Source organism: Comamonas sp. JUb58, assembly GCF_004364775.1.
In the GTDB taxonomy this organism is placed as follows: domain Bacteria; phylum Pseudomonadota; class Gammaproteobacteria; order Burkholderiales; family Burkholderiaceae_C; genus Comamonas.
Window position 1 is genome coordinate 21604 of record NZ_SOAL01000007.1, and the last position, 15252, is coordinate 36855.

Sequence of the window (15252 nt, forward strand, 5' to 3'; positions counted from 1 at the left end):
AAGACCCGCCATGGTAGTCCAACTGCGGCAGCAGCACCCATAACGAGGAGCAGGTTAAGCATGTTTGGCAATGACCTGCGCCCGCCGGGGCGCGGGCGCTCCGATAAAATCAGCCTCCATGAGCACCCTACAGCCCAAGCGCCCCGTTGAAGCGGCGCAGATTCTGCGCCTGGCGGCGTCTACCTTTGCGATCGAGGCCGAGGCCATTGCGGCACTGACGCAGCGCCTGGACGACAACTTTGTCCAGGTGGTGCAGCGCATGCTGGACATTCCCGGGCGCGTGGTGGTCACCGGCATGGGCAAGAGCGGGCATGTGGGGCGCAAGATTGCCGCCACCCTGGCGTCGACCGGTACGCCGGCCTTTTTTGTGCACCCGGGCGAGGCCAGCCATGGCGATCTGGGCATGGTGACGGGCCAGGACCTGGTGCTGGCCATCTCCAACAGCGGTGAGAGTGGCGAGATTTCCGTGCTGCTGCCGGTGCTCAAGCGCCTGGGCGTGCCCGTGGTCGCGATGACGGGCAACCTGCAGTCCTCGATGGCCCGCCATGCCGACTGGGTGCTCAACACCCAGGTGGACAAGGAAGCCTGCCCGCTGAACCTGGCCCCCACGGCCAGCACCACCGCGCAAATGGCGATGGGTGATGCGCTGGCCGTGGCGCTGCTGGATGCGCGCGGCTTCAAGGCCGAGGATTTTGCCCGCTCCCACCCCGGTGGTGCACTGGGCCGGCGCCTGCTCACCCATGTGGCGGACGTGATGCGCAGCGGCGCTGAACTGCCGACGGTGCTGCCAAACGCCAGCTTCAGCGACCTGATGCGCGAGATGAGCGCCAAGGGCATGGGGGCCGCTGCCATCGTCGATGCGAATGGCCTGCTGCAAGGCGTGTTTACCGATGGCGATCTGCGCCGCCGCATTGAGGCCGGTGCCGAACTGCGCGGCCTGAACGCTGCCGAGGTGATGCATGCCACGCCACGCCAGATATCGCCCGACGCGCTGGCTGCCGATGCCGCCGCAATGATGGAGGCCCACCGCATCACCAGCGTGCTGGTGACCGATGCCGAACAGCACCTGGTGGGCATTGTGCATGTGGGTGATCTGATGCGGGCCAAGGTGATCTGATGGCCAGCACCCTGACCCTGCCCCCCATTACCCCCGCCCAGCAGTGGCCTGCTGAGCTGCTGCTGCGCGCCCAGGGCATCAAGATTGTGTTTTTCGATGTGGATGGCGTGCTCACCGATGGCGGCCTCTACATCAGCGAGCAGGGCGAGACGCTCAAACGCTTCCACACGCTCGACGGCCATGGCCTCAAGATGCTGCGCGAGGCCGGCATTGTGCCGGCCGTCATCACCGGACGCGATTCGGCGCCGCTGCGCCACCGCCTGGCGGCGCTGGGCATCGCTCATGTGCGCTATGGCACCGAGGACAAGCTGCCCGCCGCCCAGGACATGCTGCAGGCGCTGGGCCTGGACTGGCACCAGGCGGCAGCCATTGGCGATGACTGGCCGGATCTGCCGGTACTGCGCCGCTGCCAGCTGGCCTGCGCCCCCGCCAACGCCCACCCCGAAGTGCTGGGCGTGGCACACTGGGTGACGAGCCGCCACGGTGGTGCCGGTGCCGCGCGTGAGCTCTGCGACGCCGTGCTGGCCGCTTGCGGCGCCTATGTCAACCTGCTTGATCGGTACGGACAATGAAATCTCGCGTGCGACGCTTTATGGACCTGTCGTCCATCTACCTGCCGGTGATCCTGATGGGCCTGCTGGCGCTGGGCACCTGGTGGCTGGTGCGCAATGCCCCCAAGCCCCAGAGCGTGCGCGAGACGGTGGTGCCCGGCCACGAGGTGGATTACTACATGAACGACTTCTCGGTGCGCAGCTTTGATGGCACCGGTGTGCTGACCAGCGAGATCCAGGGCAAGAAGATGCGCCATTTCATGGACACCGACACGCTGGAGATCGACACCGCCACGATGCGCGCCATCCGCCTGGATGGCTCAGTCACCGTGGCTACCGCCAACCGCGCGCTGTCCAATGCCGATGGCTCGGAAGTGCAGCTGTTTGGCAATGCCAAGGTGGTGCGCACCAGCAACAAGCCAGGCGCGCCGCAGATGGAGTTCCGGGGCGAGTTTCTGCATGCCTTCGTCAACGAAGAGCGGGTGAGCTCGAACAAGCCGGTCGAGATCATCCGGGGCCAGGACCGCTTCACGGCCGACTCCATGGTCTTCAACAACATCACCCAGGTCGCAGAACTCAAGGGCCGGGTCAAGGGCGTGCTCCAGCCCGCACGCTGAGCGCCGCATGTCCACCCCTCCAAGCAACGCACCGCTGGTGCTGATCACCGGCGCCTCCAGCGGCATCGGCCAGGCTTTGGCCTGGCGCTATTACCAGGCCGGTTACCGCCTGGCCTTGGTGGCGCGCCGCAGCGCCGTGATGCAGGCTTGGGCACAGGACCAGGGCATGGATGCCAGCCGCTATGCCATCTATGGCGCGGACGTCGCCAACCAGGACCAGATCATTGCCGCTTGCGAACAGTGCCTGCAGCAGCAAGGCCTGCCCGATGTGGTGGTCGCCAATGCCGGGGTGAGCTACGGCATCGACACGGCCGAGCGCGAGGACCTGGAGGTCATGGCCCAGACCTATGCCACCAATGTGATCGGCATGGCCGCGACCTTCCATGCCTTTGTGCGGCCCATGCAGGCGCGCGGCAGCGGCAAGCTGGTCGGCATTGCCAGCGTGGCCGGCATACGCGGCCTGCCCGGCCATGGCGCCTACTGCGCCAGCAAGGCGGCGGTCATCAGCTACTGCGAGAGCCTGCGGGTGGAGCTGCAGCGCAGCGGCGTGCAGGTGGTCACCATCTGCCCGGGCTTTGTGGCCACGCCGCTCACCAGCCACAACCGCTACGGCATGCCCTTCCTGATGCAGCCCGAGGCCTTTGCCGGCAAGGCCTTTGCGGTGATTGCCAAGGCGCGCAGCTATGCGGTCATCCCCTGGCAGATGGGCTGGGTGGCCAGGCTGTTGCGCTGCCTGCCCAATGCGCTGTATGACCGCGCACTGGCCAACCGCCCGCGCAAGCACCGCCACCGTGAGCGGGTGCAAGAGGCGCAGGACCAGGACCCAGGCCAGCACTAAGGCTGGCGCCGGATCCAGGGCACTGCAGCATTAGAAGCGTCCGCGCAGCGTCAGCATCCAGTTGCGAGGCTCGCCATAGTAGTTGCCCAAGGTCGAGGTGCCCACCGTGCGGTAGTACCACTTGTCAAACAGGTTGTTGACGTTGAGTGAGACGTTCCAGTTCGGGTTCACGCGGTACTCGACCAGCGCATTCCACACCGCATAGCCGCCTTGCGTATAGGCGAACGGAGCGGACGGGCCGCTCCAGTTCTGGGCCGCCTCGTTCCAGGTGGCTGCCGTGCCCTTCACATACTGCTTGCTGTTGATGGTGGCGCCGCTGCCGATCTTCCAGGCCGAGGCCTCGCCGGGCAGCTGCCAGGTGCCAAAGAACTTCAGCGAATGCTTGGGCGTGATGGTGCTGAACACCGCGTTGTCGGTCTTGTTGCGGTTGCTGTTGTAGGTGTAGCCGGCGTACAGGTTCACGCCCCGCGCCACTTCGCCATTGACCTCCATGTCCAGACCCTGGCTGACCACCTTGCCGGCATTGACATAGCAGCAGGCGCCGGCAAACAGCGTCTCGCTGACCGGGTAGCGCGCGTCCTGGATGGCGCGGTCCTTTTGCACCACGCGGTACAGCGCGAACGAGGTGTTGAGCTTGCCGCCGAGCAGCTCGCCCTTCACGCCCACTTCGCTGTTGCTGCCGTGCATGGGCTTGAGCCCGTTGCCCGGCGCGGGGCCTGATTTGTAATAGGCCTGCGGGTTGAAGATCTCGGCATAGCTGGCATAGGCCGACCACTCGGGCGAGAGGTCGTAGATCAGCCCGCCAAAGGGCACGACCTGGGTCGGCTCCTTGTACTGCGTCGCGCTGGCGATGCGCCAGGTGTCGGTCATCTGCCAGCTGTTGTCCAGGTAGGTGCTGTAGACCTGGTTGAACTTGTACTTGTTGGCGCGGGCACCGACGACCAGCTTGGTCTTGTCCGCCACTTCCAGCCGCAGGGTTCCGTACACGCCGTACTGCTTGGTGTCATTGGGCTCGTAGCTGCGAAACAGCTGGCCCCGGTCCAGGTTGCCGGACACATAGGGCGTCGAGCCGATGTTGAACAGGTCCGCCACCTGGCCGGTGGCGCGCTCCACCACAAAGCTCTGCCACTTGCTGCTGATGTCCTGCATGTCGGCGCCCACCAGCAGCTCATGCGTGCGGCCGAACATATCAAAGGCGCCGCTGAGGTTGACGTCCAGCATCTGCTGCTGGTTCTCGCTGTGCTGGTCCGAGCCCACCCAGCGCGATCCCGCCATCGTGATTGGATTGACGGCGCCCGAGACATAGCCGCCGTTGACGTCGCGGTCTTCCTTGGTCACGGTGGCGTTGGCACGCAGGGTCCAACGCGGTGCCAGGCGCCAGCTGAGCTTGGCAAACAGCTCGGTGGAAGTGCTGTCCTCAAAGGCCCAGGGTGCCGTCAGTGCCGTGTTGCGCGGCAGGCGCAGATCGGCGCCATTGCTGTAACGCGGAAAGCCCTGCGGCGTGCCCTGCTCCTTGATGTGCTGGTAACGGCCCCCCAGGGCCAGCACCGCGTCCGGGCCCAGATCGGCCTCCAGCACGCCGTAGAGCGTGGGCTTCTGCGTGGAGCGCAGGTCGGTGAAGTAATCGCGGTCTTCATAGGCCAGCACCGCACGGCCGCGCAGTTTGCCGTCAAAGGCCAGCGGGCCGGAGGCATCGATTTCCGTGCGGTAGTTGTTCCAGCGGCCGGCGCTGGCCGTCAGCTTGAGCTGGGGCTTGGCCGTCGGCATCTTGCGCACCAGGTTCACAGCGCCACCCGGGTTGCCCGTGCCATTAAGCAGGCCGGCGGCGCCGCGCAGCACCTCGACCCGGTCGAACTCCGTCATGTCATAGGAGATGAAGGTGTAGTTGCCGCTGGAGGTGGACATGGGCGCACCGCCATCGATCTGTACGCTGTCGATCGCAAATCCGCGCGAGTAGATGTCGGTCAGGCGGTGGCCGCTGTCCTGCACCGTCAGGCCCACGATCTGCTCGGCCGCCTTGCCCAGGTCGGTGATGTTCTGGTCTTCCAGCCGCTGCTTGGTCAGTACCGAGACCGACTGCGGCATCTCGCGCATGGCCTGTGCGGTCTTGCCGAGGGTGATGCCATCGCTGGTGTAGGAGCCCGTGCCCTCGGTTTCGCCCAGGCGCCGGGCCTCGACCCGCACTTCGCGCAAGGTGACGACCTGGTCCTCGCTGGCCAGCTGTGCTTCCTTGATGGTGAACAGCCCCGGGCTGCTTTGCGTGGCCACCATGCCGCTGCCTGCCAGCAGCCGCTGCAGCGCATCGCTGGGCGCATAGCTGCCCTGCAGCGCCGGGGCCTGCAGGCCTGCCAGCTTGTCCTCGTCAAACAGCAGCTGCTGCTTGGCCTGGGCCGCAAAGGCGCGCAGCGCGGCGGGAAGGGGCTGGGCGGCAATGCTGAAGGCCACGCGCGCCTGCTGCTGGTTGGGTTGCTGCGCCTGGGCATGGCCTACGGCAGGCTGGGCCATTGCCAGCAGCGCAGCTGCCACCAAGGCCGCCGTGGTGCAGAACCCTGCGGGCTGCGCCACTGCCGCTCCGCTGGTATCCGACTTGGCCCCCGTGCTGCGCGCCACCGCGCCGCTCCATTTTCTTGCTCGCATTTGAATTCCTGTTATGTCGTCGATGCACACAGACCCCTGCCTGCGCTACAGCGCAGCGCAGACGAACAAGACGGCGGAGGCCGCTGGCGGCCGGGTCGCTGCACCACCCAGAGGGATGCATGACCAGGGGCGCTGCCCCTGGTGTTTGCCAACGCTGTCTTGCGCGCCTGCTGCTGCGCATGCGTGAGGACCGTTGGCTGGATCGGCGAAGGCATGGCGCTTCGCCCTGCTGGCTGGCAGTCGAGAGATACGAAGCATTCGCATCTCCTACAGCTAAAGAACGTGGCTAGCGGGCAAAGTCAGAACCCGCGCTAGGCCCTCAATATGTATCAATATGTGTTTTTGAATGCTGCGTACTGCTTCAGCGGCGGGAGATGCGCCAGCTGCCATCGGCCATTTGCTGCACCCGCAGCGGCAGCAGCTCGGGCAGGGCCTGCAAAAAAAGCTGCGGGCTGGCGGTGGACAGCACGCCCGAGATTGGCTGCCGCGCCAGGTCCTGCTGGGCCAGCACCACCGATTGCCCCAGGTAGCGCGACAGCTCCAGTGCCACATCGGCGAGCGGCGCGCGCTGGAACTGGATCTGCCCGCTGCGCCAATCGCCAACGCTGGCCGCCGCGGCTTGCAGGCTCTGGGTCTGGCCGGTGGCGGGGTCGATGGCCAGGCCGTTGCCAGGGCCCAGACGCAGCACCGGACCTCGTGGGGCCTGGCGGTCGGGCCGCACCTCGACCAGGCCTTCCAACACCTTGACGACGAGTTGGGGCGGCGCAGCACGTACGTTAAAGGCCGTGCCCACCACCTTGACCTGGCTGGCGCCGCTGTCCACGGTAAAGGGGCGGCTGCGGTCGTGGGCGACCTGGAAGAAAGCCTCGCCCTGGCCGAGCACGACTTCGCGCCGGCGCGGGTAGAAGCGCACCTGCAACTGGCTGTCGATGTTCAGCGCGATGCTGGAGCCATCGGGCAGCGGGATGCTACGGGTCTCGCCATGGCCGGTCGCCACATCGAGCTGGAAGCTGGCGGTGTTGTCCCAGCGCTGCCAGCCATAAGCGCCGCCCAGCAGCAGCACCAGGCTGGCGCAGACGGCTGCCGATGCCCAGTGGCGACGGGCCCAGCCCGCTGAGGGCAGGGTGGCGGCAGCGGCCTGCCTGGCCGGGCGCGGTGATGGTGCTGCTTGCTGAGGTGTTGCCTGTGCATGGGCCTGGGGGCGCCAGGAGGGATCGGCCGCCAGCGGAATCCGGTGCAGATCAAGGCTGGTCAGCGACATGGCCGCAAAAATCTCACGGTGCAGCGCTGCCTGGGCCAGCCAGGCCTCCAATGCGCGTTCGTCGGCGCCGGTCCAACCCGGATCGCTGCGGCGCATGAACCAGTCGGCAGCGGTTTCGTGCAGGTCGATCAAGGCCTGCTCGGGCAGGGCCGGGGATGCAGGGCGCAAAGCGTCGGTCATGGCAGGTCCTTGCGCTCTGCGGCGCTTTCGTCGCGGGGATCGTCGTGGGGCGAGAGCAGGCGCTGCATCTGCGCCAGGCTGGCATAGTTCAGCCGCAATTGGCAGTAGGCCATCGCGCGGCTGAGGTGCTTGGCGACCATGCGCGGGCTGATGCCCATCGCGGCGGCCACCTCGTCGTGGCTCAGCCCGTCGATGCGGTTGAGCAAAAAGGCTTGGCGTTGGCGCTCGGGCAACTCGGCCACGGCATCGTTGAGGCGGGCGATGCGCTGGCGCTGGGCCGCTATTTCCAGCGGCGATTGTGTATCGTCGCTCGGCAGCGCAGCCAGCTCCTCCTCGTCGCTGTCGACCGAGACCATCTCCGGCGCGGACCCGCGTCCCGCCTTGCGCCAGTCGTCGGTGCTGACGCTGCGTGCCACCGTGCTGAGGTAGGGCTTTTCTTCCTCGGGCGCGAGCTGCTTGCCCGAGACGGCGAGGCGCACAAACACTTCCTGGGCTGCTTCTTCGGACTGCTCACGGCTATGGCTGCGCCGCTGGAACAAGCGCACCAGCGGGCTGCGCCAACGCTGGTACAGCGATGCCAGCGCATCCGCGCTGGGCGCTTGTGGTGCATCGCTTTGGGTCGCGGAGGGGGCGTCGCGCTTCACCACCGGGCTGCTGCCTGCCACGCGCAGGCATACGCGGCCCGGCTGCTGCAGCAGACGGCCGATGCGCGACGGGAAAAAATCTGGAAAAGCGACACGGCGCACTCCAAAAGCCTAGTGATCCGAAGTGGCGGAGCCCCATGCGTCGTGTGCCACGAGGGACGGGCGGGCCTGGCTATGTGCGGATGTCGAAGGGTTGAACAAAAGCTGGCGCCATTCTAGCGGCGCCTGATTCTGCTGCGCGGATGTGCCGCCCATGCAGCCATGCGCTGGGCATTGGCAATGCACGCGCTGGCAGCCGGGCAGGGCGCGTCATCGGCGCTGCTTTGGCTGGCGCCCGGGCATGAAAAAAGCCCCTGGCGGGGCTTTGTCGTTGCTGAGGGCACACCGCCAGGGTGTGCCGGCAGACATCAATAGTCGTCGTTGTTGTCGTAGCCTTGGTTGCCGCCACGGTTGCGCGAGCCATTGCCGTAGGGGCTGCGGAAGCCGCCATCGCGGTCACCGCCACGATCGCCACCACCAAAGCCACGGTCATTGCCGCCACGGCCGCCGCCGCCATCGCGACCGCCACGGTCGCCATAACCGCCGCCGGGGTTGCCACCGCCGCCGCCGCCGTAGCCACCACGGTCGCCACCGCCACCGCCGTATCCACCACCGCCGCCGCCATAGCCGCCGCCACCACCGCCGCCGTAGCCACCACCGCCACGGTTACCGCCGCCGAAGCCGCCGCCACCGCCACGGGGGCCACCAAAGCCACCGCCGCCGCCACGTGGGCCGCCAAAGCCGCCTCCGGGAGGACGTGGCTCCATGGGACGTGCTTCGTTCACGACCAGATTGCGGCCACCCAGAGGCTGACCGTTCAGACCGTTGACCGCAGCTTGGGCTTCTTCATCGCTGCCCATTTCCACAAAACCGAAACCCTTGGAGCGACCCGTGTCGCGTTCCATCATCACCTTGGCGCTGGTTACGCTGCCAAACTGACCAAAGGCCTGTTCCAGATCGTTGTCGCGAACCTGGTATGGCAAATTACCGACGTAAAGCTTGTTGCCCATTTGAGGGACTCCTGATAACTCTTAAATAATGCGATGGAGTCCCGAAAAACACCGGTCATTCATCGCAGTAGCCCAATGGAGGAAGACTCCATCCTTTATTTTCTGGCATAAAAACCAAGAATGGCATAGTTCTGCCCCTCAGTTGTGGCGCAGAAGCTGCAACCAGATGCAAAAAAGGCCTCAAAGAGGCCTTTTTTCCGGGAAAACCCGTCATCTAACCGTCAAAACCCTTAAGAGGTTTTGGAGGTGATGTGCTTAGTAGCTGCCGCCACCGTAGCCACCACGGCCACCGCCGCCGAAGCCACCGCGATCGCCGCCGCCGAAGCCACCGCGATCGCCGCCGCCGAAGCCGCCGCGATCACCGCCGCCGCCGAAGCCGCCACGGTTGCCACCACCGAAACCACCGCTGCGTGGAGGACGGGCTTCCATTGGACGTGCTTCGTTCACGACCAGGTTACGGCCGCCGAAACCTTGGCCGTTCACGCCTTCGATAGCAGCTTGTGCTTCAGCGTCCGAACCCATTTCCACAAAGCCGAAGCCCTTGGAACGGCCGGTGTCACGTTCCATCATGACCTTGGCGCTGGAAACGGTACCGAATTGGCTGAAAGTGCTTTCCAGATCGCTGTCACGGAAAGAGTAAGGCAGGTTGCCCACGTAAAGTTTGTTGCCCATTTGAGGACTCCGAAAAAAGTAAAAAAAGCGATGGAGCCTGATGCAATCAACAAACCTGTGACAACTTCCAAGACGGATCACCGCGCGCTCTAGTGTACCCGGGGGCACATTGAGCTTCACCATTATGGGTGAATCGCCTTACGCTGTGTTGACAGTTCCCGCAAGCGGGGCTTGGTATTTTCCCTGGCGGCAGTGGGTGTTGCGGCGCAGCATCGCTTTTGGGCGTATGATGCGCCAGTCTTTGGGGAGTAGCCTGCCGGGCGTGCAATGCGCCGCGGAGTGTGCGTCAACAAACTTGGGCCTTCGCGGCCTATGGCGTACACAGCACCTTGTGATGAGGATGCTGGGCGAGACCATTGACCACGTTGCGATCCCAATGCCGGAGTCGCGATGCGGTCAATGCTGTCTTGCTATATCCGGCTGCAATAACGATCCCCACATGGAAGCCTTTCTCCTCTCCACTGCTGTCGTCGCCCTTGCCGAAATGGGCGACAAGACACAGCTGCTCTCGCTCGTCCTCGCTGCCAAATACCGCAAACCCTGGCCCATTGTGCTGGGCATCTTTGTCTCGACCCTGGTCAACCATGCGCTCGCCGGCGCCGTCGGTGCCTGGATCACCACCATGCTGGGCCCCGATGTGCTGCGCTGGATTCTGGGCGTGTCCTTCATCCTGATGGCCGGCTGGATGCTGATCCCCGACAAGATCGACGAGGACGAAGCCGGTAAGAGCAGCGGCCGCTGGGGCGTGTTCGGCACCACGGTGCTGCTGTTCTTCCTGGCCGAGATGGGCGACAAGACCCAACTGGCCACCGTAGGCCTGGCCGCCAAGTACCCCGCTTCTTATTACTGGGTGGTCGCCGGCACTACGATCGGCATGATGCTGGCCAATGCACCCGTGGTCTGGTTTGGCGACAAGATCACCAAGAAGCTGCCGATCCGCTGGATCCACCGCGTCTGCGCGGTGATCTTCCTGGTGCTGGGCGTGGCTGCGCTGTTCACGACGATGGACTGATAGTGCTGGCAGCGCTTGCAACATTGGCAACGCGCTAACTAAATAAATAAAAGGGCTGGGGATCTTGCGATCACCAGCCCTTTTTTGATGGGGCGGCGCCCCAAGCTTCAGCCTCAGTCCAAGGTCATCAAGCTGGCATTGCCGCCGGCCGCTGCGGTGTTGATGCTGATGGCATGCTCGGCCAGCAGGCGGAACAGCGGCACGCTGCCATCGGCCGCCTGGGCGGTGATCGGCACAATGGCGCCGGCGCGGGCCGCCAGGCTGCTGCCGCTGGCCAGCCAGCCGCTGGCGGCATCGACGATCAGTGCATCAAAGGCTTCGGACTGCAGGAAGGCCTGCTCGCTGTGCGCAGACAGTTGCACAGATGCACGCACCGAGGCGGGCAACTGTGCCAGCAGGCTGGCATGGTTGCTGTTGGCAGGCCACACGGCGGTGGAGCCAGCTGCCAGCACGGCGGCGAGCTGGGCCAGCAGCAGGCTGCTGGTGCTGGCCACGCAGCCCACGCGCTCGCGGCCGCTCAGCACATACAGATTGCGCTCGCCGGTGGGGCCGGGCAGCTCGGCCGCAAAACCGTTGCCGGTGTGGGCGGCATAGCGCTGGCACAGCGCTGCCAGATCGCCCTGGCCTTGCTGGCTGGCCCAGCTTTGCAGCGCATCCAGCGCAGCGGCCGGCGCGGCATCGGCTTGCTCCAGGCCATGGGCATTGCCGCGCTGGCCGGTGCTGGGGGCCGGTGCCTCATCGCCCGCCATGCGGGGCAGGTGGGCGAGTGCATCGACCGTGGCCGTGGCTGGCATGCGGCTGAGCAGGCGCAGCATGTACAGCGGGCCGCCGGCCTTGGGGCCCGTGCCCGACAGGCCTTCGCCACCAAAGGGCTGCACGCCGACGACGGCGCCAACGATGTTGCGGTTCACATAGATATTGCCGGCATGCGCAGCATTGACCACCTGGTTGATCGTCTCGTCAATGCGGGTGTGCAGGCCCAGGGTGAGGGCGTAGCCGGTGGCATTGATGTCGGCCAGCAGCTGGGGCAGGCTCTCGCGGCGGTAGCGCAGCACATGCAGCACCGGGCCAAAGACCTCGCGCTTGAGCTCAGACAGCTGGCGGATGGCGATCACCGTGGGCGGCACAAAGGTGCCTTGCGCGCTGGCGCTGCCGTTTTGCCAGACCTGGTGACCGGCAGCCTGCATGCGCGCAATGTGCTGGTCGATGACGCCCTTGGCCTCGGCATCGATGACGGGGCCCACATCGGTCTTGAGCTGGCAGGGGTTGCCGACCTTGAGCTCCTGCATCGCGCCGCGCAGCATGTGCAGCAGGCGGTCGGCGGCTTCGTCCTGCACGCAGAGCACGCGCAGCGCCGAGCAGCGCTGGCCGGCCGAGTCAAAGGCCGAGGACAGCACATCCACCACCACCTGTTCGGCGAGGGCGGACGAGTCCACGATCATCGCGTTCTGGCCGCCAGTCTCGGCCACCAGGGTGACGGGCTGGCCCTGGGCATCGAGGCGCTGGGCCAGGGTCTTTTGCAGAATGCGGGCCACTTCGGTCGAGCCGGTGAACATGACGGCCTGCACGCGGCTGTCGCCCACCAGGCGGGCACCCACGGTCTCGCCGGTGCCGGGCAGCAGCTGCAGCACATCGCGCGGCACGCCGGCCTGCCACAGCGCCTGCACGGCAGCGGCGGCGATCAGCGGTGTTTGCTCGGCCGGCTTGGCCAGCACGGTGTTGCCAGCGGCCAGCGCGGCAGCAATCTGGCCGCTGAAGATGGCCAGCGGGAAGTTCCAGGGGCTGATGCAGACCACCGGGCCCAGGGCCCGGTAATCCGCCTGGCCCCAGCTGCGCACCTGGGCGGCGTAGAAGCGCAAAAAGTCCACCGCCTCGCGCACTTCGGCAATCGCGTTGGAGCAGGTCTTGCCGGCCTCGCGCACCAGCACGCCCATCAGGGTGGGCATATGGGCTTCAAGCAAGTCACCGGCCTTGGCCAGGCAATCGGCGCGCTGGGCAGTGGGGGTGGCCTGCCAGCGGGCGGCAGCAGCTTGGGCAGCGGCCAGCGCAAACTCCCCCTGCTCGGTCGATGCCTGCGTGACGGTGCCGACCTGGTCGCTGTGGTCGGCTGGGTTCAGCACGGGCTCGCTGGGCTGGGTGGAGGCGGGGGCGCCATCGGCCAGCATGGGCTGGGCATGCCAGGCCATCTCTGCGCTGGCCTGCAGGTCTTGCTGCAGCGCGCGCAGGCGGTTGTCGTTGGACAGGTCCAGACCGGCCGAGTTGCTGCGGCTTGCGCCATACAGCGCGCGCGGCTGGGCAATGTGCGGGTTGGGCAGGCCCAGCTGGCCTTCGCTCTGCGCCCATTGCTGGGCGGTGGTTACCGGGTTTTCCACCAGCTTGGCCAGGGGGATGTCCTGGTCGGCGATGCGGTTCACAAAGCTGGTGTTGGCGCCGTTCTCGAGCAGGCGGCGCACCAGGTAGGCCAGCAGGGTTTCATGCGTGCCCACGGGTGCATAGATGCGGCAGGGGCGGCCCAGGTTCTCGCTGGCATTGCGGCCCACCACTTGCTCGTACAGCGGCTCGCCCATGCCGTGCAGGCACTGGAACTCATACTGGCCGGGCTGGTAGCGGGCCGGGTCGGCCAGGTGGTAGATGGTGGCCAGCGTGTGGGCGTTGTGCGTGGCGAACTGGGGGTAGATCGCATCGGGCGCGGCCAGCAGCTGGCGTGCGCAGGCCAGGTAGGACACATCGGTGTAGGCCTTGCGGGTGTAGACCGGGTAGCCTTCCAAGCCGTCGATCTGGGCGCGCTTGATCTCGCTGTCCCAGTAGGCGCCCTTGACCAGGCGCACCATCAAACGGTGCTGGCTGCGTCGCGCCAGGTCGATGATGAAGTCCAGCACATAGGGGCAGCGCTTTTGGTAGGCCTGCACGACAAAGCCGATGCCGGCAAAACCGGCCAGCTCGGGCGCAAAGCAGAGCTTTTCCAGCAGGTCCAGCGACAGCTCCAGGCGGTCGGCTTCTTCGGCATCGATATTGAGGCCGATGTTGTAGCTCTTGGCGAGCACGGCCAGCTGCAGCACCACGGGATAGAGCTCGGCCATCACGCGGTCGTACTGGGCGCGGCTGTAGCGCGGGTGCAGGGCCGACAGCTTGATCGAGATGCCCGGGCCTTCGTAGACGCCCCGGCCATTGCTGGCCTTGCCGATCGCATGGATGGCGTTTTCGTAGTCGCGCAGGTAGCGCTTGGCGTCATCGCTGGTCATTGCCGCTTCGCCCAGCATGTCGTAGGAGTAGCGGAAGCCCTTGGCCTCCAGGCGCTCGGCATTCTTCAGCGCTTCGCCAATCGTCTCGCCGGTGACGAACTGCTCGCCCATCATGCGCATGGCCATGTCCACGCCCTTGCGGATCAGCGGCTCGCCGCCCCGGCCGATCAGGCGGGTGAGCGACTGGCCCAGCGAGCCTTCGCTGTGCGTGGCCACCAGCTTGCCGGTCAGCACCAGGCCCCAGGCAGCGGCATTGACGAACATCGACGGGCTCTTACCCACGTGGGCCTTCCACTGGCCGTGGGCGATCTTGTCGCGGATCAGCACATCGCGGGTGGCGGTATCGGGGATGCGCAGCAGCGCCTCGGCCAGGCACATCAGCGCAATGCCTTCTTGCGACGACAGCGCAAACTCCTGCAGCAGGCCTTGCACCAGGCCGGAGCGGCCGCTGTCGGCCTTGCGCTCGCGCAGGGTGCGGGCCAGCTGCAGCGCCAGCGCATCGCCCGCCTGGGCGATGGCGGCGTGCGGCGTGGCTTGGGGCAGCAGTGCCTCCAGCGCTTCAGTCTCGGGTTTGCGGTAGGCGGCGGTGATGGCGGCGCGCAGCGCCGAGGCAGGCTGCAAGGCCGATACCAGCTCATTAAAAACAGGAGCGCTTGCACCAGATGGGCTGCTGTTTGCGGCCGTAAACGGCGAGGTGGTGGAGGGCTGGTTGTCAACAACGGCGTTGGCAGTCATGGCGGGCTCGTGTTCAGAGTAGATAGTGAATGCCGCCAGTGTGATCGTTTGTGGTTTGAATTTCTCTCCATAATATGGCTCGTTCTTAGTGAAAAATTCTGCCCATGACCGCCATCATCGACCCCCCGGATGACCTGGACCGCATCGATTTGCGCATTCTGGCCGTGCTGCAGCGGGACGGCCGCATCTCCAACCTGAAGCTGGCCGAGGCGGTGTCGCTGTCGGCCACGGCCGTGCTGGCCCGGGTGCAGCGCCTCACCAAGGAGGGCTATATCACCGGCTACGAGGCGCGGCTGAGCCCGCAAAAGCTGGGCGCGGCCATGCTGGTCTTCATCGAGGTGCTGCTGGACCGCACCACGCCCAATGTGTTTGACGAGTTCAAGGCGGCGGTGCAGGTGCGGCCCGAGATCATGGAGTGCCATATGGTGGCTGGCGGCTTTGACTACCTGGTCAAGATCCGCGTGGCCGACATGAACCACTACCGCCACTTTGCCGGTGAGGTTTTGTGGCAGCTGCCCGGCGTGCGCGAGACCCGCACCTACGCCGTGATGGAAGAGGTCAAAAGCTCCAACCGGCTCTACCTGGGCGGCAGTTGATGCAGCACACCTGCTGCCGATTTGCAGTACACTGAGATTTCACGGCGCCGATTTGCTTCAGCTTGCGGGCGCTTTATAAATCCAGCTAAAGACTCGGTAGG

At 65.9% G+C, this 15252-nt stretch carries 12 protein-coding genes and 1 riboswitch; of the genes, 6 read left to right on the forward strand and 6 right to left on the reverse strand.

Annotated features, from left to right (window positions below):
• The first annotated feature begins 118 nt into the window (after positions 1-118).
• The 4 genes from EDF71_RS08785 to EDF71_RS08800 are packed head-to-tail and all read left to right on the forward strand — an operon-like array spanning position 119 to position 3123.
• Positions 119-1117 carry a KpsF/GutQ family sugar-phosphate isomerase gene (locus EDF71_RS08785; RefSeq protein WP_133856208.1) on the forward strand — a complete coding sequence of 333 codons (999 nt, stop codon included), beginning with the start codon at positions 119-121 and terminating at the stop codon, positions 1115-1117.
• Positions 1117-1689, forward strand: a complete 573-nt coding sequence (locus EDF71_RS08790; protein ID WP_208301014.1) for an HAD hydrolase family protein — start codon at positions 1117-1119, stop codon at positions 1687-1689. Before EDF71_RS08785 ends, EDF71_RS08790 begins: the two co-directional genes overlap by 1 nt.
• Positions 1686-2285, forward strand: coding sequence for an LPS export ABC transporter periplasmic protein LptC (gene lptC, locus EDF71_RS08795; RefSeq protein WP_133856209.1), 600 nt, complete (start codon positions 1686-1688; stop codon positions 2283-2285). The genes EDF71_RS08790 and lptC overlap by 4 nt, the downstream gene beginning before the upstream one ends.
• 7 nt (positions 2286-2292) lie before the next feature.
• The gene (locus tag EDF71_RS08800) at positions 2293-3123 is read left to right on the forward strand and encodes an SDR family oxidoreductase (protein WP_133856210.1); all 831 of its coding nucleotides are present in this window, start codon (positions 2293-2295) and stop codon (positions 3121-3123) included.
• Positions 3124-3153: 30 nt separating this feature from the next.
• Here the strand turns inward: EDF71_RS08800 and EDF71_RS08805 are convergent, their stop codons facing one another.
• The 5 genes from EDF71_RS08805 to EDF71_RS08825 form a co-directional block, all read right to left on the reverse strand.
• On the reverse strand, positions 3154-5760 hold the full coding sequence (locus tag EDF71_RS08805) for a TonB-dependent siderophore receptor (RefSeq protein ID WP_133856211.1): 2607 nt from the start codon (positions 5758-5760) through the stop codon (positions 3154-3156).
• 361 nt (positions 5761-6121) lie between these two features.
• Positions 6122-7201, reverse strand: coding sequence for a FecR domain-containing protein (locus EDF71_RS08810; RefSeq protein ID WP_133856212.1), 1080 nt, complete (start codon positions 7199-7201; stop codon positions 6122-6124).
• Positions 7198-7947, reverse strand: coding sequence for a sigma-70 family RNA polymerase sigma factor (locus tag EDF71_RS08815; RefSeq protein ID WP_243854235.1), 750 nt, complete (start codon positions 7945-7947; stop codon positions 7198-7200). Before EDF71_RS08815 ends, EDF71_RS08810 begins: the two co-directional genes overlap by 4 nt.
• 305 nt (positions 7948-8252) lie before the next feature.
• Positions 8253-8894 carry an RNA-binding protein gene (locus EDF71_RS08820; RefSeq protein ID WP_133856213.1) on the reverse strand — a complete coding sequence of 214 codons (642 nt, stop codon included), beginning with the start codon at positions 8892-8894 and terminating at the stop codon, positions 8253-8255.
• A 255-nt stretch (positions 8895-9149) separates the two neighbouring features.
• Positions 9150-9566: an RNA-binding protein gene (locus tag EDF71_RS08825; protein ID WP_133856214.1), complete on the reverse strand. Its 417-nt coding sequence runs from the start codon at positions 9564-9566 to the stop codon at positions 9150-9152.
• Positions 9567-9797: 231 nt separating this feature from the next.
• A riboswitch (yybP-ykoY riboswitch) is annotated at positions 9798-9911 on the forward strand.
• 94 nt (positions 9912-10005) lie between these two features.
• On the opposite strand from EDF71_RS08825, the gene EDF71_RS08830 reads away from it, so the two are divergent.
• Positions 10006-10578, forward strand: a complete 573-nt coding sequence (locus EDF71_RS08830) for a TMEM165/GDT1 family protein (protein ID WP_021025439.1) — start codon at positions 10006-10008, stop codon at positions 10576-10578.
• Between the two features lie 113 nt (positions 10579-10691).
• On the opposite strand, the gene putA is transcribed toward EDF71_RS08830, so the two are convergent.
• Positions 10692-14555, reverse strand: coding sequence for a trifunctional transcriptional regulator/proline dehydrogenase/L-glutamate gamma-semialdehyde dehydrogenase (gene putA, locus EDF71_RS08835; RefSeq protein WP_133856215.1), 3864 nt, complete (start codon positions 14553-14555; stop codon positions 10692-10694).
• Positions 14556-14659: 104 nt separating this feature from the next.
• Between putA and EDF71_RS08840 the strand changes: the two genes are divergently transcribed.
• Positions 14660-15151 carry an Lrp/AsnC ligand binding domain-containing protein gene (locus EDF71_RS08840; protein WP_133856216.1) on the forward strand — a complete coding sequence of 164 codons (492 nt, stop codon included), beginning with the start codon at positions 14660-14662 and terminating at the stop codon, positions 15149-15151.
• The last annotated feature ends 101 nt before the right edge of the window (positions 15152-15252 follow it).

Excerpts from the sequence above, each read along its gene's own strand:
- EDF71_RS08785 (WP_133856208.1), top strand. The coding sequence starts at position 119 with ATGAGCACCCTACAGCCCAAGCGCCCCGTTGAAGCGGCGCAGATTCTG.
- EDF71_RS08830 (WP_021025439.1), top strand. The coding sequence starts at position 10,006 with ATGGAAGCCTTTCTCCTCTCCACTGCTGTCGTCGCCCTTGCCGAAATG.
- EDF71_RS08800 (WP_133856210.1), top strand. The coding sequence starts at position 2,293 with ATGTCCACCCCTCCAAGCAACGCACCGCTGGTGCTGATCACCGGCGCC.
- lptC (WP_133856209.1), top strand. The coding sequence starts at position 1,686 with ATGAAATCTCGCGTGCGACGCTTTATGGACCTGTCGTCCATCTACCTG.
- EDF71_RS08840 (WP_133856216.1), top strand. The coding sequence starts at position 14,660 with ATGACCGCCATCATCGACCCCCCGGATGACCTGGACCGCATCGATTTG.
- putA (WP_133856215.1), bottom strand. The coding sequence starts at position 14,555 with ATGACTGCCAACGCCGTTGTTGACAACCAGCCCTCCACCACCTCGCCG.
- EDF71_RS08810 (WP_133856212.1), bottom strand. The coding sequence starts at position 7,201 with ATGACCGACGCTTTGCGCCCTGCATCCCCGGCCCTGCCCGAGCAGGCC.
- EDF71_RS08805 (WP_133856211.1), bottom strand. The coding sequence starts at position 5,760 with ATGCGAGCAAGAAAATGGAGCGGCGCGGTGGCGCGCAGCACGGGGGCC.
- EDF71_RS08825 (WP_133856214.1), bottom strand. The coding sequence starts at position 9,566 with ATGGGCAACAAACTTTACGTGGGCAACCTGCCTTACTCTTTCCGTGAC.
- EDF71_RS08820 (WP_133856213.1), bottom strand. The coding sequence starts at position 8,894 with ATGGGCAACAAGCTTTACGTCGGTAATTTGCCATACCAGGTTCGCGAC.
- EDF71_RS08790 (WP_208301014.1), top strand. The coding sequence starts at position 1,117 with ATGGCCAGCACCCTGACCCTGCCCCCCATTACCCCCGCCCAGCAGTGG.